Origin of the sequence: Komagataeibacter melaceti (assembly GCF_003403295.1) — a bacterium.
Classification (GTDB): domain Bacteria; phylum Pseudomonadota; class Alphaproteobacteria; order Acetobacterales; family Acetobacteraceae; genus Komagataeibacter; species Komagataeibacter melaceti.
The window spans coordinates 1-18,146 of sequence record NZ_QUWV01000085.1; the positions used below are offsets into that span (position 1 = coordinate 1).

At 61.1% G+C, this 18,146-nt stretch carries 14 protein-coding genes; 4 read left to right on the forward strand and 10 right to left on the reverse strand.

From position 1 onward, the window contains the following. Window positions 1–121: 121 nt before the first annotated feature. The 4 genes from DY926_RS10425 to DY926_RS10440 all read right to left on the reverse strand — a co-directional run bounded on the left by DY926_RS10425 (window position 122) and on the right by DY926_RS10440 (window position 6,959). Entirely contained in the window at window positions 122–787 is a 666-nt protein-coding gene (locus DY926_RS10425; RefSeq protein WP_116703336.1) for an HAD family hydrolase, read from the reverse strand. Between the two features lie 389 nt (window positions 788–1,176). Next, window positions 1,177–2,685: an efflux transporter outer membrane subunit gene (locus DY926_RS10430; protein ID WP_116703310.1), complete on the reverse strand. Its 1,509-nt coding sequence runs from the start codon at window positions 2,683–2,685 to the stop codon at window positions 1,177–1,179. Next, window positions 2,685–5,810 (reverse strand): efflux RND transporter permease subunit, encoded by a 3,126-nt coding sequence (locus DY926_RS10435; RefSeq protein ID WP_116703311.1) that lies wholly within the window; start codon window positions 5,808–5,810, stop codon window positions 2,685–2,687. Before DY926_RS10435 ends, DY926_RS10430 begins: the two co-directional genes overlap by 1 nt. Window positions 5,811–5,816: 6 nt before the next feature. Continuing rightward, on the reverse strand, window positions 5,817–6,959 hold the full coding sequence (locus DY926_RS10440; protein WP_116703312.1) for an efflux RND transporter periplasmic adaptor subunit: 1,143 nt from the start codon (window positions 6,957–6,959) through the stop codon (window positions 5,817–5,819). 277 nt (window positions 6,960–7,236) lie between these two features. On the opposite strand from DY926_RS10440, the gene DY926_RS10445 reads away from it, so the two are divergent. Next, on the forward strand, window positions 7,237–7,842 hold the full coding sequence (locus DY926_RS10445) for a TetR/AcrR family transcriptional regulator (protein ID WP_116703313.1): 606 nt from the start codon (window positions 7,237–7,239) through the stop codon (window positions 7,840–7,842). 5 nt (window positions 7,843–7,847) lie between these two features. On the opposite strand, the gene DY926_RS10450 is transcribed toward DY926_RS10445, so the two are convergent. Continuing rightward, the gene (locus DY926_RS10450; RefSeq protein WP_116703314.1) at window positions 7,848–8,360 is read right to left on the reverse strand and encodes a hypothetical protein; all 513 of its coding nucleotides are present in this window, start codon (window positions 8,358–8,360) and stop codon (window positions 7,848–7,850) included. A gap of 219 nt (window positions 8,361–8,579) precedes the next feature. Between DY926_RS10450 and DY926_RS10455 the strand changes: the two genes are divergently transcribed. Then, window positions 8,580–9,602, forward strand: a complete 1,023-nt coding sequence (locus DY926_RS10455) for an MYG1 family protein (protein ID WP_116703315.1) — start codon at window positions 8,580–8,582, stop codon at window positions 9,600–9,602. A 23-nt stretch (window positions 9,603–9,625) separates the two neighbouring features. On the opposite strand, the gene DY926_RS17625 is transcribed toward DY926_RS10455, so the two are convergent. From DY926_RS17625 to DY926_RS10470, 4 genes are all read right to left on the reverse strand, one after another. Further along, window positions 9,626–10,096 carry a hypothetical protein gene (locus tag DY926_RS17625; RefSeq protein ID WP_196778571.1) on the reverse strand — a complete coding sequence of 157 codons (471 nt, stop codon included), beginning with the start codon at window positions 10,094–10,096 and terminating at the stop codon, window positions 9,626–9,628. Between the two features lie 2 nt (window positions 10,097–10,098). Further along, the gene (locus DY926_RS17630) at window positions 10,099–10,485 is read right to left on the reverse strand and encodes a hypothetical protein (RefSeq protein WP_196778572.1); all 387 of its coding nucleotides are present in this window, start codon (window positions 10,483–10,485) and stop codon (window positions 10,099–10,101) included. 37 nt (window positions 10,486–10,522) lie between these two features. After that, on the reverse strand, window positions 10,523–11,038 hold the full coding sequence (locus DY926_RS10465) for a hypothetical protein (RefSeq protein ID WP_196778573.1): 516 nt from the start codon (window positions 11,036–11,038) through the stop codon (window positions 10,523–10,525). Between the two features lie 184 nt (window positions 11,039–11,222). Continuing rightward, window positions 11,223–13,649 (reverse strand): TonB-dependent receptor plug domain-containing protein, encoded by a 2,427-nt coding sequence (locus tag DY926_RS10470; RefSeq protein WP_116703337.1) that lies wholly within the window; start codon window positions 13,647–13,649, stop codon window positions 11,223–11,225. 389 nt (window positions 13,650–14,038) lie between these two features. Between DY926_RS10470 and DY926_RS10475 the strand changes: the two genes are divergently transcribed. Beyond that, entirely contained in the window at window positions 14,039–14,977 is a 939-nt protein-coding gene (locus DY926_RS10475; protein ID WP_116703317.1) for a LysR substrate-binding domain-containing protein, read from the forward strand. A 4-nt stretch (window positions 14,978–14,981) separates the two neighbouring features. Here the strand turns inward: DY926_RS10475 and DY926_RS10480 are convergent, their stop codons facing one another. Continuing rightward, window positions 14,982–16,478, reverse strand: coding sequence for an aspartate ammonia-lyase (locus tag DY926_RS10480; protein ID WP_116703318.1), 1,497 nt, complete (start codon window positions 16,476–16,478; stop codon window positions 14,982–14,984). Window positions 16,479–16,858: 380 nt separating this feature from the next. Between DY926_RS10480 and DY926_RS10485 the strand changes: the two genes are divergently transcribed. Continuing rightward, on the forward strand, window positions 16,859–18,061 hold the full coding sequence (locus tag DY926_RS10485) for a pyridoxal phosphate-dependent aminotransferase (RefSeq protein WP_116703319.1): 1,203 nt from the start codon (window positions 16,859–16,861) through the stop codon (window positions 18,059–18,061). Window positions 18,062–18,146: the final 85 nt, after the last annotated feature.

Below are 18,146 nucleotides of genomic sequence, written 5' to 3' on the forward strand. Positions count from 1 at the left end.
CACCCGCCCCTCCCGCGGGCAGCGCAGGCGGCGGCTGGAAGACAAGCAGCATCGCAGCCGCATCAAGCAGGGCCGCAGCAGCAGCCACATCGACTGAGCACGCCCCTGCATACCTGTGCGGTCAGGCCGCGGCCTGCTTCTGCCCGGCCATGATGCGCCGCAGCAGCGGCACGAATTCCGACAGGTGACCGATACGGAACAGCCCCGGCCATTGCGGTGCGGGCTTGTCCAGATCACGCAGCAGCACGCAGGCCATGCCTGCCAGACGGGCGGCTTCCACCCCGGCATCGGAATCTTCCAGAACGATGCAGTTGCCGGGCGGGATGTTGTCCTGCTCCGCTGCATACAGGTACAGGTCAGGCCGTGGCTTGGGCATGTTCAGGTCGCGACCTGAATGGATGCGGTCTTCTTCAAGCATCTGGTCCAGGCCGGTGCTGCTGAATTTGGCGTCCATCTCCGCCATGGAGGAATTGGAACCGATACGCACCGGCAGCCCCAGCTGGAGCGTGGCCTGCAGCATGTCTTCCGCGCCGTCCACGGTCTGGGCATCGGTCTTCATCATGGTGACGATGCGGTTCTGCACGATCATATCCCAGTCATCGGGCAGCTCCTTGCCGCTTTCCCGGGCGATACGATCGCGAATCTTGGCCAGTTCACCACCGGTGAACAGCTTGTTTGCCTGCGCGTCCGTAATGTTCCAGCCGTATTTTCGCGCTTCCTGCGCCATGATGGACGTGGAGAGATATTCCCCGTCGACCAGCACACCATCACAATCGAAAATAACCATGCGCAGTTTCCCATCAGGGCGCACGGCCGCGGGCAGTTGATTATCGGATTTGCTGTGTAAATTCAAAGTTCAGACCCTACCTTTCATGCACTTCCTACGCGCTGGATCACAAAACATATGGCGCCAGAAGTCATTTGACATAGATATGGTATGATTTTTGATATTGGAAGGATAAAATTTACAAATTTTTTCGATTTAATAAATAAACGTAATTTTTAATTATTTATAATATTGTGATTTTTATTTAACAATATGTTCAGAATAAATACCCTGAATTCATTGTCTTTATTTTTTGATTACACAATTTCTCCAGATACCATTACGGCCTGACCATGTATTCAGCATGGACAGGCCGTAATGTGTTCATGAACCGGACAGGATGGGTCCACTCACCCCTTATGGGCGGTCTGCTGCCCCGCACCCTTGGGCGCAGGCGGGACATAGGTGTGTTCCGTCCAGCCACCCCCCAGCGCACGATAGAGGGTGACAAGGTTCTGGTAGCGCGAAACGGCAATGGATATCTGCCATTGCTGGGCCTGCAGCATGGAACGCTGGGACACCAGCGATGTCAGGTAGGAATCCGTCCCCGCCTGATAACGCAGCATGGCCAGCCGGTAGGCATCGGACGTGGTGGACACGTATTTGTCCATCTGCCCCGTTTCATCGCGATAGGTATCGCGTGCGGCCAGCGCGTCCGCCACCTCGCGGAAGGCGGACTGCACCGTCTTTTCATAAGCGGCCATCTTGGAGTCCCGCATGGCGCGCGAGGCCTTCAGGTTGCCGCTGTTCTGCCCCCAGTTGAGCAGGGGAACCTGCAACTGCGGGGAAACGCCCCACGTGGTCGCGGCGGAGGTGAACAGCTTGTGCGGCTGGAGACTGCTGATGCCGTCCGACGCGGTCAGCGTGATGCGGGGATAGAACGCCGCCTTGGCCGCGCCGATATCCGCATTGGCCGCCAGCAGGTCATGCTCGGCCGCCATGATGTCGGGCCGGTGCTCCAGCACCTCCGCCGGCAGGCCCGGCGGCAGATCCTTCATGATGGTCTGCTGCCCCAGCGGCTGGGCGGGCGGCAGGTTGTCCGGGATGGGCTGGCCGATCAGCAGTGTCAGCAGGTTTTCATCCTGCGCCACGCGCCTGCGTGATTCATCACGGAACGCCCCGCTCTGCGCAACCTGCGTTTCGGTCTGGCGCACGGTCATCTCGTCTGTCTCGCCATGGGCGAAGCGGGCCTTGACCATGTCCAGCGTCGCCTCCTGCGAGGCCATCGTATCATCGGACAGGCGTAGCTGTGCCTGGTCGCCCAGCCATGAGATATAGGCCGTCGCCACCTGCGATATGATGCTGATCAGCATGGCGCGGGCGTTCTCGCGCTGCATCAGCGCATGTTCCGCCGCCTCACGCGACAGGCTGCGGATACGCCCGAACAGGTCGATCTCGTAGGACGAGACGCCAATGCCCATCTGGTAGTACTTGAACATGGGCGGGTTGCCGGTATCCAGACCCGGCGCGAAGCTCAGACCCGCGGCGCCGGATGGCCCCTGGAACATCGCTTCCCCCCCGCCGCCAATGGCGGGGAACAGGCTGGCATGCTGGATGGAGAACTGCCCCTGCGCGCGGCGTATGTCCGCCGCCGCCTGCCGCAGGTCCCGGTTTTCACGGATGGCGATGGCGATCAGCGCCTTAAGCCGTGGGTCGGTAAAGAAATCCGACCAGCCCAGGTCAGCCGCCAGCGGGTTTTCCACCACCGGGTCACCCGTATGGGCATAGGACGGCCATGTGGTGGCCAATGGCGGCGCGGGGCGCTTGTAATGCGGGATCATGGTGCAGCCCGCCAGCAGCATCGCCGCCATGCCGGCCGCACCGGCCCGCCTGAATGTGGAGAGGACGGTCATTGTCATTACTCTCCCTTTGCCCGTTCGGACATGCGCTGCACGCGGAACAGGCGCAGCACCACCACAAAGAACAGGGGCACGAAATAAACGGCCAGCAGGGTCGCGGTCACCATGCCGCCCACCACCGCCGTGCCGATCGCGACACGGGCGGCAGAACCCGCCCCGGTAGCGATGGCCAGCGGAAACACACCCACCACGAAGGCGATGGAGGTCATGAGGATCGGCCGCAGCCGCTCACGCCCGGCTTCCAGCACGGCCTCTTCCAGTGTCGCGCCGTTCTCGAAAAACGCCTTGGCGAATTCCACGATCAGGATGGCATTCTTCACCGCCAGCCCCACCGTGGTCAGCAGCCCGACCTGGAAATAGACGTCATTGGCCATGCCACGCAGCAGGGTCGCCACGATCGCCCCCAGCACCCCCAGCGGGATGACCAGCAGCACGGCGAAGGGAATGGCCCAGCTTTCATACAGCGCGGCAAGGCAGAACAGGATGACGATGGCCGCCAGCCCGTAAAGCGGGCCGGTCGCAGCACCTGACGCCATCTGCTCAAACGACAGGCCGGTCCATTCATAGCCTACGCCGGGCGGCAGCTTGGCGAGGATTTCCTTCATCGCGGCAATCGAATCACCCGAGCTGTAGCCCGCGGCAGGCTGGCCCAGGATTTCGTAGGCGTTGAGGCCGTTATAATCCTCCACCTTCTGCGGCCCGATCACCCACTGGCCGGATATGAAGGCGTTGAACGGCACCATGCCCCCCAGTGCGTTGCGCATGTACCATTTGTTCAGGTCATCAGGGATCATGCGGGCATCCGGCTCACCCTGGATATAAACCTGCTTCACACGGTCATCGCGCAGGAACTGGTTGACATAGATCGACCCCAGCGCCCCTTCGATGGTGGTGTTGATATCGGCAATCGTGACACCCAGCGCATTCGCCTTTTCACGGTCGATCTCAAGATGGAACTGCGGCGCGTCCTCCATGCCATTGGGGCGCACGGCGGTCAGGCGGTGGTCCTTCGCCGCCATGCCCAGCACCATGTTGCGCGCCTGCAGCAGTTTCTCATGCCCCAGATGCCCACGGTCCTCCAGCTCCACATCGAAACCCGTGGCGTTGCCCAGTTCCAGCACGGCGGGCGGATTGATGGCGAAGATCTGCGCCACCGGGTCCATCCAGAAATGCATCATGACGCGCATGGCAATCGCTGCCGAGGACTGGGAGGCGGCGGGCCGCTCATCCCAGTCCTTCAGCCGGACGAAGAAAGCGCCCGCGCTCTGCCCCTGCCCTGCGAAGTTGAAGCCGTTCATGGAATAGACGGATTCAACATTCCTGCCTTCGGTCTTGAGGATATAGTCACTAACCTTGCGGTTGACGGCGGCGGTCTCCTCCAGCGTGGAGCCGGGCGGCATCGTGACCTGACCAAAGATCAGCCCCTGGTCCTCATCGGGCAGGAAGCCGCCGGGCAGGCGCATGAACAGCCAGCCCACACCGGCGGTGATCAGCACGAACACCAGCATGGACAGCCCCGTATGCCCCAGCACGCGGGTCACCCCCTTCTGGTAGCCCTGTGTCAGGCGGGTGAAGTGGCGGTTGAACCACCCGGCAAGGCCGGTCGTCTTTTCATGGGTGCCGGGCTTGAGCATGGTGGCGCACAGGGCCGGGGTCATGACCATGGCCACCAGCACCGACAGCCACATGGCCGAGACGATGGTGATGGAAAACTGCCGGTAGATCACCCCGGTCGAGCCACCAAAGGCCGCCATGGGCAGGAACACCGCCGTCAGCACCAGCACGATGCCGACCAGCGCGCCCGAAATCTCGTCCATGGACTGACGGGCCGCATCGCGGGGGGAGAGGTTCTTTTCCGTCATCACGCGCTCGACGTTTTCCACCACCACGATGGCGTCATCCACCAGCAGGCCGACAGCCAGCACCATGGCCAGCATGGTCAGGGTGTTGATGGAAAAGCCAAGGGCGGCAAGGATGCCGAACGTGCCCAGCAGCACCACCGGCACCGCGATGGTGGGGATGAGGGTGGCGCGGAAATTCTGCAGGAAGATCAGCATCACCACAAAGACGAGGGCAATCGCCTCGGCCAGCGTGATGATCACCTCCTTGATCGACAGCACGATGAAGGGGGCGGTATCCAGCGGATAGACGGTCTTCAGCCCCGGCGGGAAAAACTGCTCGAGTTCATGGATCTGCGCACGCACCGCGTTTTCGGTCTGGAGCTGGTTGGCGCCGGGGGCGAGCTTCAGCGCCATGCCGGATGCGGGCATGTTGTTATAGAAGGAATGGGTATTATAGGTCTGCGGCCCCAGTTCCACGCGCGCCACGTCACGGATGCGCACCTGCGATCCGTCCTGCTGCACCTTGAGCAGGATCTTCTCGAATTCCTCGGGGGAATGCAGGCGGGTCGGCCCGATAATGGTGGCATCCAGCCGCGCGCCCCTGGTTGCAGGCACCCCACCGAGTTCACCCGATGACACCTGGATGTTCTGCGTCTGGATGGCGGTCTGCACGTCGCCCACGGTCAGGCTGTATTTGTACAGCTTGGACGGGTCGAGCCAGATGCGCATGGCGTATTCCGCGCCGAACAGCGTGTGGTCGCCCACACCGGTCACGCGGCTGAGGGGGTCGGAAATGTTCGAGGCCACATAATCGGCAATATCCGCGCCGGTCATGCTGTTATCGGTCGAGATGAAGGCTATGACCATCATGAAGTTCTTGACGGCCTTCGTGATGCTCAGCCCCTGTGCCGTGACTTCGGGCGGCAGCTTGGGCTGGGCAAGCTGCAGCTTGTTCTGCACCTGCACCTGCGCGATGTCGGGATTGGTCCCCTGCGCGAAGGTCAGGTCGATTTCCATCTGGCCCGAGGCATAGGACTGCGCGGAAATATATTCCAGATGGTCGAGGCCGAACATCTGCTGCAGGATCGGGCGCACCACCGTATCGTTCACCGTATCGGCCGAAGCACCGGGATAGGTGACCGAAATGGCGATCTGTGGCGGTGCGATGGCCGGATACTGCGCAATGGGCAGGCGCAGGATCGACACCCCGCCCACCAGCATGATGATCAGCCCGATCACCCATGCGAAAACGGGGCGGTCAATAAAGAAGCGTGACAGAGACATCGGGGGTTATCCTGCCTTGGCGGTGGGGGATACATCCACCGGCGTCACCTTGTCGCCCGGATGAATCTTGAGCACGCCCTCGACCACCACCCGTTCGCCATCCTTCAGGCCATCGGTCACAAGCCAGTTGGTGCCAATGGCCTGCTGCGTCACCACGGGGCGGATGCTGGCCTTGTTGTCAGCATCCACCACCCAGACCTGCGCATCCCCGTGGGAATTACGCTGCACGGCTTCCTGCGGCACCAGCAGGGCGGTGGGGTCCATGCCCTCGGCAAGCTGGGCGTGGACGTACATGCCCGGCAGCAGCAGGTGTTCGGGGTTGGGCATGACCCCACGCACCACGACCGTGGCCGTGGCTTCATCCACGTTCACTTCCGAGAATTCCATGCGACCGGCGTGTTCATAGGTCGTGCCGTCTTCCAGCGTGATGCTGATGCTGGCGGCGTTGTCACCCACGCGGGTCAGCCGCCCCTGCGCCAGTTCGCGTTTGAAGCGCAGCAGTTCGGTCGCGGGCAGGTTCACGTCCACATAGATGGGGTCGAGCCGGGTCACGATCGCGACATTGTTGGTCTGGTTGACCGTAACCAGCGCGCCCACCGTCAGGATGGAACGCCCGATGCGCCCGGTAATCGGCGCGTTCATGTGGGTATAGCCCAGATCGACGCTGGCGCGCTCAAGCTGCCCCTTGGCCGAGAGGACATCACCCTGCGCCGCGCGCTCGGCGGCCAGGGCGTCGTCATATTCCTGCTGGCTTATGGCGTGCGCCTTGAGCAGCGGCCCGTAGCGGTTCAGCTTGGCGCGGGCCGTGACCTCGGTCCCCTGCGCGTGAAGGAGCTGGCCCTGCGCGACATCAACGGCGGCCTGATAGGTGCGCGGGTCGATCTGGTAGAGCTGCTGACCGGCCTTGACGTCCGAACCTTCGACAAACAGGCGCTGCATGATCACGCCGCTGACCTGCGGGCGCACCTGCGCGATTTCAAACGCCTCGGTACGGCCCGGCAACTGGGTATGAATTTCCACCGGCTGGGTCCTGAGGGTTACGACCTTGACCGGCTGGGGGGGCATCTGGGGTGGGGCGGTGTGCCGCTGACAGGCCGCGAGGCCAAGAATCAGAGCCGCCGGGGCTACGACACGGGAATAATGCATCATGGTCACCAACCGGCTTACGTGCCGTTATATATAAAATGTTTCTGGATCGCGGCCGTGTTCCGTAACGAGCATGGCCGCCATAAGAAAGCCAAATAACGAAACTATTTGGTTTTCAATGGATGGAAAACTATATCGTCTCCATAAAGCGGTCAAGCAGGGCATCCACCCAAAAGTGGTCGGGATTAGATTACAAATGAGCAGGAATGAGCACGAAACGCGATCATCGGCGCCAAACGGTTGTGACGGTGGGCGGCGTGGCCCCGGACGACCGCCGGAAATGGAGGAATGTGAACGCCGTGAGCGGATTCTGGATGCCGCAAGCGAGGTGTTGCAGAAATGCGGCTACCATGCCGCATCCATGGACCGGGTGGCGCAGCATTCCGGCATGTCCAAACGGACGCTGTACCAGATGTTCGAATCCAAGCAGGACCTGTTCCATGCGCTGGTCAGCAGCAGGCTCTTCAATTTCTCCCCCGACCGGTGCCACTACAGCGAAGACCCGGTTGAGGAACTGACCGAACTGCTCATGAACCTGGGGGAGATCATCCTGCGCCCCGACCGCATGAGCCTGATCCGGGCGCTGATTACCGAATCACAGCAGTCGGAAGATATCCGCCACATCCTGACCAGCCTGCGCGCGGGCGGCAAGGACAACGTCCTGAACGCGTGGCTGACCTGCTACGTCCAGCGCAGGAATTACGTGGTGCATGACATATCCATGTACAGCAACATGCTGTTTGGCATGACCGTGGGCGACTTCATGCTGCAGAACCTTGCCTGCGCCTCGGAAATACCGGAACTCCTGCGCAACATGCGCCCGCGCTTCCACCATGCGGTGCGGATTTTCCTGGCGGGCTTCGCCCAAGGGTGCGCCACGCCGTAAAGGGCCTACAGCTTCTCGTGCATTTCCTGGCGGATCTGGTTGCACTTCTTGGTAAAGACGCTCGCCTGTGATGCCGTCATGAAATTGATGATGAAGGCGCCGATCAGCGAACAGAACGACAGCAGGATCAGGCCCTTGCCGCCAAGGGTGATCACCGAATCATAATACTCGGCCGAGTACCACAGCAGGAGAAGGCTCAGGATCGCGCCAAGGAACCCGAGGATGCCGGTGGAGCGGATGAGGGAATCCTCCTCATTGCTGAAGGTCGAGGACTCCCGCCACAGCAGGTAGAGCTTCTGGTTCATCTCCTCCACCTGGCTGTCATAGAGCTTCTGCTCCGCATCGGTCGCCTTGGTGGGCGACTTGCGGTGCATGTCGAGTTCCTGCTGTGCCTTGGCGAAGACATGCCTGCGCTCCTTGATGGCGGGCAGGCTGATATCCACGAAACTGAGAATAGCCACATTCAGGCCCGCCGATAACTGGACAATGGCCTGAAAATCACCCCACGTCTGACTCACGCGGTTTCCCCTCTCTCCTCACTAGCCTGTGCGCACGATACAGGAGCCAAACCGCCAGCAGCAGAGCGCAAAAACGTTAGGCAGGGCTGCATCCATCACCATGGGTGGCCACGCGGCGCGCCGGGCGGGTGGCGGGTGAAGTCTGTTGTCTTGCCGCCGCCTTTGCGGCATGAGGGGGCACGATCAGGAATTCACTTTTATCTGTCAGCAGGTCTTGAGATGCCAGAGTACACGCCCGTCGGGCTCGATAATGGGAACGCCCCCGTCCGGGCATTGACCCATTCCGGAAATTTCCATGCCGATGAGACGCTGGGCTATGTCATCCTGCACTACGCGCTTGCGCCCGAGGGCGACCTGCGCGGGCGTGTCCTTGGCACCCAGACCACCGACCGGCTTGATTTCGTACGCACGCGCTCACCCGAGCGCATCAGTGCCGCTGACATCGTATTCGACGTGGGCGGCCGCTACGATCCCCCCGCCGGGCGCTACGACCACCACATGAAGGACAAGCCCCTGCGCGAGGACGGCACGCCCTACAGCGCGGCCGGGCTGCTGTGGAAGGATTACGGGATGGCCGCGCTGCGCAACATCCTGAAAACCCCCGTGGATGACGCCACGCTCGCCACGCTGTGGCAGGCCATGGACAAATCCCTGATCCTGCCGATCGATCAGGACGACAATGGCGTGGTGAAGATGGGCAAGCTCTCCCTTGCCGATATCGTGTCGGCCTGCAGCCCGCCATGGGACACCGCCGAACTGTATGGCAGGGATGAAGCCCGCGCGCGTGAGACGCTGGGCTTTGCCAATGCCGCACAGGCCGTTGCCGCGCATCTGGTCAACATGGTCGATCGTACGCGCGCGGGCCTCAAGGCGGTCAGCCGGGTGCTGGCGGCTTATGAGAAAGCGGAAGACAAGCGCATCCTGGTCATGGATACGGGCATGCCCACCGAAAAGGTCATTTTTGAACATGACCTGCCTGTTGTGTATGTCGTCTCCCCCGCCGGGCCTGACCGCTGGAACGTAAAGGCCGTGCCCCCGGTGCGGGGCGATTTCGGGCAGCGTGTCTCCCTGCCCGAAGCATGGCGCGGGCTGGAGGGCGCGGCACTGGCTGCTGCGTCCGGTGTGCCGGATGCGGTTTTTGCCCACCCCGCGCGCTTCATCTGCGGTGCCGCAAGCCGGGAGGGCGCGCTGCGCATGGCGCAACTGGCGCTGGAGATTGATGCGGCATCAGAGACCGCATAACCAGCCCCGGTCACACCGTTTTTTCAACCGGTCCTGCGTAGGGGCCGGAACGCCCGGGCGACCGCCATGGCACGGGCCTCGCGCAGCGTGTCCATGCTTTCCCCCTCCGCCTGCGTGATACCGGCGCAGGCGTTGCGCGCGATCTCCAGCAGGGTCGCCTTGGGATATACCTGCCCTGACCGACTGCCATGGGCGCAGTAGTCACAGGTGCAGACCTGCATCAGCAGGTCGTAAAGTGCGGGCGTGTCAAAGCCGCCGACCTGCTGCAACAGGTCGGCCACAGGCCCGGCCCGCACGGCCGAGACACGATGCACCCGCTCCACATCCGTACTGGCCATCAGAGCAAGGGTGCGACATTCCGGCGGCACGCCAAAACGTGTGCACAGCGCCTCGATCCGCGGGCGGGCGCGTTCGGCATGCCGGTAATGGTGTGGCAGGTGTTCAGGCGGGGAATCCACCTTGCCCACATTCATCACCAGCAGCGCGAAACGCACGCTCAGGGGGCCTGCCGCAATGCCGCCTCGTTCAGGGTTGCCAGCATATGCGCGCCAAGGTCGATTTCCCCCGGTTCGTCCGAAATCTGTGGCACGCCGAACAGGGCCGCCACATCTGGCAGGATTTCGCGCAGGCAGCCACATTCAAGCAGGGTGCGCAGCATGGTCGCCGGGGCGGGCGCCATCAGGCCACGGGCCAGTTCCGGCCAGATCAGCGATGCCGGGGTTGCGACCAGCGCGCCGGCCTCCATCTGCCCGAACATCCTGTCGAGGTCATCCTCCTCCGCTGTGCATTCCCCTTCGGCCAGCAGGGTAGCCAGACGCAGCACGCCCAGACCATGATGCGGCTGCACGAAATCTTCCATCCGGATTACGGGCCTGCGTGTCATGAAAGGACCCGTGCCCGCGTGACATGAACCTGTTGCATCACGATATGCGGGCCTGAATGTCGGAGTGCGCATCCTGCATCACGCCTTCGGCCAGGGCCGCGATCACCGGCCAGCCGACCGCGCCGGAGGGATCGAGCATTTTCAGCGCCGCCAGCTTCCGCGCCGCGCTGTCTGGCCGGTTCTGCCGCAGGTTGATGAACGCCAGCGCCTTCAGCGTATATAAGGCAAAGCGGGCAGGCCCGTCAGGCAGCTCCGGTCCGGTCCACCACTGCCGCCAGTCCGTGCTCCATCCGGCCTGTCGCGCGGCCTCCCGCAGGCCGTCCTGCGCAACCATGTGCGCATCCTGCAGATTGCCCTGATAGGTATGGATTTTATAGAGGCAGAAATAGACCGCAAGCTGGTCGGGCGCAGCCCGCAGGGCCTGCCGGAACAGTGCATCGGCACGGGCGGGATCATCCCGGTAGGCAACAACCCCCTGCTGCAACAGCGCGTTGACCGGGGCAGGCAGAACGCCAAAATTGATTATGTCGGGTTCAGCAAACGTATCTGTCACGCGCGGTTCCTGTTGCATCGCCTCATGCAGCCCTGACTGTTGTCAGGAAACAGGCCGCAAGATCCATGCCACGGGGCGGGCGATCAGGAGTGCCGATAATAAAAAATGCCTGACTGTCAGCCGCCCCCACCGGGGGCCGGACAAACAGCCAGGCATTTGGTTTTTTCCGTCCTGAACGGAGGTATCAGAAGTCGATCGACGTCTTGACGTAATACATGCCGCCACTGAAGCCGTAGGGGGAATAGGACGGATACTTCGACAGACCCTGCTGCGAGTTGGCAATGCTGCGCGACACGCGGGTCGGGTACTTGTTGCCTATGTTGTTGGCGCCCACGCCAACGGTCCAGCGGGGGAATACCTTGTAGTCCACCTCCAGATTGGTGATGAAGGCCGGGTTCTGCTGGAACGGCACGCTGCCCGGTCCCGTCGGTGCGGCCATATAGACAATGGAGCCGTAACGCATTTCCTGCGCGAAGACCGACCACTTGCCATACTGCCAGTTGACGCTGATCTGCTCGCGGTTCTTGGGGGCGGAATGGAGCACCATTTCCTTGGTGTATTCATTCACCAGGTTGTTGCGGGCGGAACGGATCTCGTTATCCGAGAAGTTGATGCCCATGGCGAAGCGGAACTTGCCAAACCGGTGGGTGCGCAGGGTGTAATCCGCGTTCAGGTCACCGCCAAAGGTCTGGGTGTTATACAGGTTGGCATAGTACGAAAGGGATGTCGCACTTTCCAGATTGGCCGCCTTCAGCAGCGACATCAGCGTCGCGTCGTTCTGGTCCACCGTATAGGACTGGGTGCTGCCCAGACGGTCATTGATGGCGATGTAGTACAGGTTGCCGGTTATGTGGAAATCATCCACCGGCGTCGCATCAAGGCCGATCGTGTAGCTGCGGGAGTATTCGCCCTTCATGCTGCCCGAACCCAGGTATTTCGCGATCGCGCTGTTGGCGGGCACCTGGTCAACCGTATAGCCGGGATAGGGCGCTGAGTAGAAATAGGACATTTCACCCAGCGTCGGCGGCCGGTAGCCGGAATTGATGTTGGCCCGGATCGCCCAGCGCTTGTTGAAGTTGTAGCGCGTGCCGATGGAGCCGGTCTCGACCGTGCCAAGGTTGTTGTAGCTGGCCGCGCGCCCGCCCAGGGTCCATTCCCATTTCTCGGTAACAAAGAAACCGAGATTGACGAAACCTTCAAAAACATCACGGTTCTGGTTGGTGACGGCCATCGGCACGTTACCGGGGTGATCGGTCGCCCCCACGCCGGACCATGATGAGGTCTCGCCCTGGGTCATCTGGAATGTATCGTGGCGGTATTCGGCACCGAATTTCAGGTTGATGTCCTTGGGCAGGAACCCGGTCCTGAACGAGCGCGACCCGCGCAGGCCGCTGGTCAGTTCGGACGAGATTGAAGAGCCGTCATAGAACGATGTCTGGGTGCTGCCGGGGATGGAGACGTTTTCGGAATCCTTGGTGCCATATGTCTGCGCATCGCGGCCGTAGGTGACATACGCATCCCACGCGAAACCGAACTTGCGCGTCCTGATCCCGTTATCCGTTTCAAAATCGTACTGGTCCATGGTGATGTAGGGCTGGTCACCATTGGGATAAAGTGACGTGTTGATCCACGTATCCCCAGTCGTCGCGGCGCGATAGGTTTCGGGCACGTTGGCGCGGCGGTGCGAGAAGGTGGACGTGCTGTAGAAACTGAACCCGCTGCCCATGGGCACGGACATGTTTTCGCTCAGTGTTTCCAGCGTGGTCTTGGGTATGCCCAGCCCGCGCTGCACATTGCGGTTTGCCGTCTCGTTACGCCCATCATCGAACAGGGTGCCGTAGAAATCCCCGCCGCGCGTTGTCGGCAACTGATGGCTGATCTGGGCCGCAAGGTCCAGGTAGCCGCCCTTGTTCCCCAGCGCCATGGCGTAGTTGGCCGAACCGTCAAGCGCCTGGCCATCACCCGCGTAGTAACCGCTGTTCTTGAAGTTGATGCTGCCGCCATGCGTGTCACGCTTGAGCACGATATTGACGGCACCCGCAATGGCGTCCTGACCGTAAAGGGCGGAAGCGCCTTCGGTTATGACTTCGATATGGTCGATGGCCGAGATGGGAATGAGCGAAATGTCGCTCGGCTCACTGCCCCAGTTCGTGCCCGCGTTGGAATTGAAGTTGGCGCCGATATGGCGGCGATGGCCGTTGACCAGGATCAGCGTGTCATCGGGCGACTGGCCGCGCAGCTGCATGGTCTGGACAAAGGAGCTTGCGCCACCACCGGGCAGGGCGGCAGTGGTGATGGCCGGGTTGGCCTGCGCCAGCGCGGAAAGCACGTTGGTCTGGCCGGTTTTCAGCAGTTCCGCACCCGTCACGACCGTAACCTGCGTCGTGCTGTGCCGCGCGGTGCCCGGTGAGAAAACGGAATTGGTCGAATGCCCGCCCACATGAATGACTTCCGCCCCAGTCGCACGCACGCCCGCGGTCGCGGTGTGGGTGGCGGGGTGGACGACCTTCTTCTTTGTCACGGTCCTGTACTGTTTTTCAGGTACATCCGCAGATGATGTAGCGGCTTCACCAACAGCAGGCAGGACCGTGCCCAAGGCAACCCCAGCCACCAGATACAGCTTCCGTTTTGACAGGCCTACCATCGCATCCCCCTGAATACCGCCGGACATTCCGCAACGAACATGTGTCTGCGTATGATGCGTATCCGTTATGATTTGGCGTCATATGAATTATCAATATGTTGGGGCTGGATACGTTTCTTGATTATCTGGTTATGACTATATAACTGAAAAATCTTTGTATTTTTATTTTTAGGGCAATTTTAATCCCGTTTTTTACAAGTATCCGTCGTCAGGCGGCCACATCGGCGCGTCACACGCGGGCTTATGTTGATTTTCCGAAACATGACGCTGAAATGTTCAATTTGTTGACGCTTTACGGAAATTCTCCTATTATCAATGCAATAAAGTCCATCGCGCATAACTAGAAGGAGTGTCCGTTGGATATACGGCGGTTGCAGGCATTTGTTAAAATAATTGACCTGGGCAGCATTTCCCGCGCTGCCGACCTGCTCAATATTGCCCAGCCCGCATTGAGCCAGCAACTGGCCACGCTGGAAAGTGTCTTCAAACAGAAACTGGTTATCAGAAGCAAAAGCGGGGTCACACCCACGACTGCCGGGGCCGAACTGTACCGCCACGCCCAGACACTAACCAAACAGTTCGATCGCGCCATGGTCGAGATCAGCCGTGGCGTGGGACCACTGGTGGGCAAGGTATCGGTCGGGCTGTCACCCTACAGCGCCGGATCGACGCTGTCGGTCGAACTGCTGCGCCGCGTGCGTGAACGGCTGCCGGACATAACCCTGCACCTGACCGAAAGTTTCGATGACATATACAGTGAACTGATCATGACGGGCCGGCTGGACATGGCCGTCATCCACGGGGCGGGACCGATCAAGGGCGTGATCTTCACCCCGCTGATGAAGGAGGAATTCTTCCTTCTCGCCCCCCAGTCACTGGAAATCCCGCAGGATGAGACGGGTGCGGTGCAACTGGCGGACATTACGGATATTCCGCTGCTGCTGCCGCCCACGCACAACTTTGTCCGCAAGAGCGTTGACATGGCCTTCATGCGCAAGCAGCTCGAACCCCATATCGTTGCGGAAATAGAGGCGCTGAACACCCTGCAGGGCGCCATAGTCGAGGGGATTGGCAGCACCATCCTGCCATGGTCCGTCGCCAGTCGGATTGTCGTGCCCGACAGGTCGCGCATCTATCCGCTGCGCAACCCGGTCATACAGGAAGATGTATCGCTATGCGTGCCTGAAATCATCCCCGAGACGGAAGCCTCGGTCGCGGTGCGTGAACTGCTGATTGATCTGGCCCGGACAATGGCCGCCTCACGCAACTGGCCGGGCACGCAGGCCTCGACGTAATACCCTACGCCACCTGCACGCCGATATTGGGCCGGGTCAGGGCCTCGGGGCGCAAGATCTGCGCGAGCCGTTCCGGGGACAGGTGATTTTCCTCCACCACAAGCTCCGTGACCGTCCGGTTCTCGGCCAGGGCACGCCGGGCGATGGTGGAGCAGGTTTCATACCCCAGCACCGGTACCAGTGCGGTAATGATGCCGATATTGATGCCCGACAGGTATGCGCACCGCTCGGGGTCGGCAACAATTCCGGCCACGCAGCGTGTGGACAGGGTATCGACAGCCGTGCGCAGTATTTTCAGCGATGAAAACAGGCAATAGCCAATCATCGGCTCAAAGGGGTTAAGCTGCAACTGCCCGCCATCGGCACACATGCCAATGGTCGTGTCATGCCCCGCCACCAGATAGGCAACCTGGTTGACGGCTTCCGGTATGACCGGATTGACCTTGCCCGGCATGATGGAGGACCCCGCCTGCACGGCGGGCAGCACGATCTCGCCCAGCCCGGCCCGTGGCCCGCTGGAGAGCAGGCGCAGGTCGCTTGAAATCTTGGAAAGTTTCAGGGCCAGCCTTTTCAGCACGCCAGAAAACAGGACGAATGCCCCGACATCCGATGTCGCCTCGATCAGATCGGGCGCATGCGCCATGGGCCGCCCTGTCAGCGCGCGCAGTTCCGCCATCACGGCCTGTGCGTAACGCGGGTCGGTATTCAGCCCCGTCCCGATGGCGGTGCCGCCCAGATTGACCTGTTCAAAGGCACTGACATGCGCCTTCAGGCTCCTGATCTCGGTTTCCACCGCAATGCGGAAGGCATTGAATTCCTGCCCCAGCGTCATGGGAACGGCGTCGCGCAACTGGGTCCGTCCCACCTTCAAAATCGCGCCAAAGGCCTGCGCCTTTTCACCAAAGGCACGGGCCAGCCCCTCCAGCGCCGCGACCAGCGGGCCAGTCGCCAGCATGACCCCGAGGCGCAGCGCGGTCGGATAGACATCATTGGTGGACTGGGCCATGTTGACATGGTCGTTGGGGTGAACGAGCGCATAGGTTCCGGGCTTTTCGCCCATCATCACCAGCGCCGCGTTGGCTATGACCTCGTTGGCGTTCATGTTGGTGGATGTGCCAGCGCCGCCCTGCATGGCATCCACCACGAAATGGGCGTGATAGGCGGGGTTCCCCAGTATCTCGCTGCACGCGGCATCAATGGCCCCGGCCCGCCGCGCATCCAGATACCCCAGCGCGTGATTGGCCCGCGCCGCCGCCTGCTTAACGCTGACCAGCGCCTGCACGAACTCCCCATATGTTCCGATCGGTATGCCGCTTATGGGAAAATTCTGTAGCGCACGCCATGTATGTATGCCCCACAGGGCATCTGCGGGAATGTCCGCCTCCCCCAGCAGGTCACGTTCCCTGCGGCTGGCCTGCCCGTCCTGCACGGGGTGCGGCGGCACCCCGGATGCGGGAAAGGGATCGGTGGCGTCTGCCGCATGGGAAGGGATGTTGAACATTAGGGCCTATCCGGGCTGGAGGGTCTTATCGGGTATTGAAGACCGCCGCCCATGGTCAGGCGACTGTGTTCACGCAATCTGAAAAAATGAATTCACGTTATCTGTAGTTCACGAATACAAAAATATGGTCATCATATATTTTTATATTCACGACTGGAGCCAGAAATACTCAAGGGTTAACCCTGAATAATTCATGGGCGGCCATTCATGCCACGGGCGTTCTTTTGCGCCATCCCGATCCTATGGGCCTGCACCCACCTCTGCCCCATAGGATTGTTGTATGGGGTCAGACAATTTTCGGCGGTATCTAATACGTGCTGAAACGATTTACCGTGTACCCAATACGCATGCGCGACATATCGAGATTGGAGAGACCGCCGATGCCCGGCTTTGCAGATCGACTGAATGGAATAGGGATTTCGGCCTCTGCCGCCATGACCGACAAGGCCACGGCGCTGAAGGCGGAAGGCCTGAAAATCATCAGCCTTTCATCAGGGGAACCCGATTTCCCGACCCCGTCACATGTAGTGGACGCAGCGATTGCCGCCGCCCGCGCCGGTGACACCAAATACCCGCCGCAGGACGGCAAGCCGGCGCTGAAAAAAGCCGTTCAGGCCAAATTCCTGCGTGAAAACCATCTTGATTACGCGCTGGATGAAATTCTGGTCGCCAACGGCGCCAAGCAGATCATCTATGACGCCATGATGGCGACCATCAATCCGGGTGACGAGGTGGTCCTGCCCACCCCCTACTGGATCAGCTATGCCGACATCGCCCGCCTTGGCGGGGCCAAAATCGTGCAGGTGCCCTGCCCCGCCGCCAACAACTTCCGCCTTTCGGCGGCGGATCTGGATGCGGCCATTACACCGCGCACCAAGTGGCTGGTGCTGAACTTCCCCAGCAACCCGACGGGCGCGTGCTGCCCGCGTCAGGAAATGGAGGAGATCGCCGCCGTCCTGCTGAAGCATCCGCATGTCTGGATACTGACGGATGATATTTACGAACACCTCATCTATGACGGGTTTGAGTTCTGCACGCTGGCGGAAGTCGAACCCCGCCTGAAGGAACGGGTGCTGACGGTCAACGGGGTTTCCAAAAGCTACGCCATGACCGGCTGGCGCGTGGGCTTCTGCGGTGGGCCGCGCAACCTGATCGCGGCCATGAACAACATGCAGGGCCAGTCCACCAGCGGCATCAACACCATTGCGCAGGCCGCAGCCGTAGCCGCGCTGGAGGGACCGCAGGACTTCCTTGCCCAGCGTGCTGCCGAATATCAGGCCCGGCGTGACCTGGTCGTGAGCCTGCTCAACGCCATCCCCGGCGTGCAGTGCCACACGCCACAGGGGGCATTCTATGTCTATCCTGATATTGCGGCATGTATTGGCAAGACGACGGCGGGTGGACGGCACATCGGGAACGATACCGATTTCGTCATGGCCCTGCTGGAAGAAAAGCAGGTGGCTTCCGTTCAGGGGGCGGCTTACGGGATGAGCCCCTTCTTCCGCATTTCCTACGCGACCGATACCGCAACCCTGCGCGAAGGCTGCAGGCGGATTGCGGAATTCGTCTCCACCCTGCGCTAGAAAACAGAAACCGGGGCGGTCCATATGGACCGCCCCGGTTTTTTGAACGCTACAAATAACAGCAAGCAGGGCTTGCATTTACTTT

What these genes read in the sequence shown, in the direction of transcription:
- DY926_RS10425 (WP_116703336.1), bottom strand. Translation starts at nt 787, where the DNA reads ATGGTTATTTTCGATTGTGATGGTGTGCTGGTCGACGGGGAATATCTC.
- DY926_RS10430 (WP_116703310.1), bottom strand. Translation starts at nt 2,685, where the DNA reads ATGACAATGACCGTCCTCTCCACATTCAGGCGGGCCGGTGCGGCCGGC.
- DY926_RS10435 (WP_116703311.1), bottom strand. Translation starts at nt 5,810, where the DNA reads ATGTCTCTGTCACGCTTCTTTATTGACCGCCCCGTTTTCGCATGGGTG.
- DY926_RS10440 (WP_116703312.1), bottom strand. Translation starts at nt 6,959, where the DNA reads ATGATGCATTATTCCCGTGTCGTAGCCCCGGCGGCTCTGATTCTTGGC.
- DY926_RS10445 (WP_116703313.1), top strand. Translation starts at nt 7,237, where the DNA reads ATGGAGGAATGTGAACGCCGTGAGCGGATTCTGGATGCCGCAAGCGAG.
- DY926_RS10455 (WP_116703315.1), top strand. Translation starts at nt 8,580, where the DNA reads ATGCCAGAGTACACGCCCGTCGGGCTCGATAATGGGAACGCCCCCGTC.
- DY926_RS17630 (WP_196778572.1), bottom strand. Translation starts at nt 10,485, where the DNA reads ATGACACGCAGGCCCGTAATCCGGATGGAAGATTTCGTGCAGCCGCAT.
- DY926_RS10480 (WP_116703318.1), bottom strand. Translation starts at nt 16,478, where the DNA reads ATGTTCAACATCCCTTCCCATGCGGCAGACGCCACCGATCCCTTTCCC.
- DY926_RS10485 (WP_116703319.1), top strand. Translation starts at nt 16,859, where the DNA reads ATGCCCGGCTTTGCAGATCGACTGAATGGAATAGGGATTTCGGCCTCT.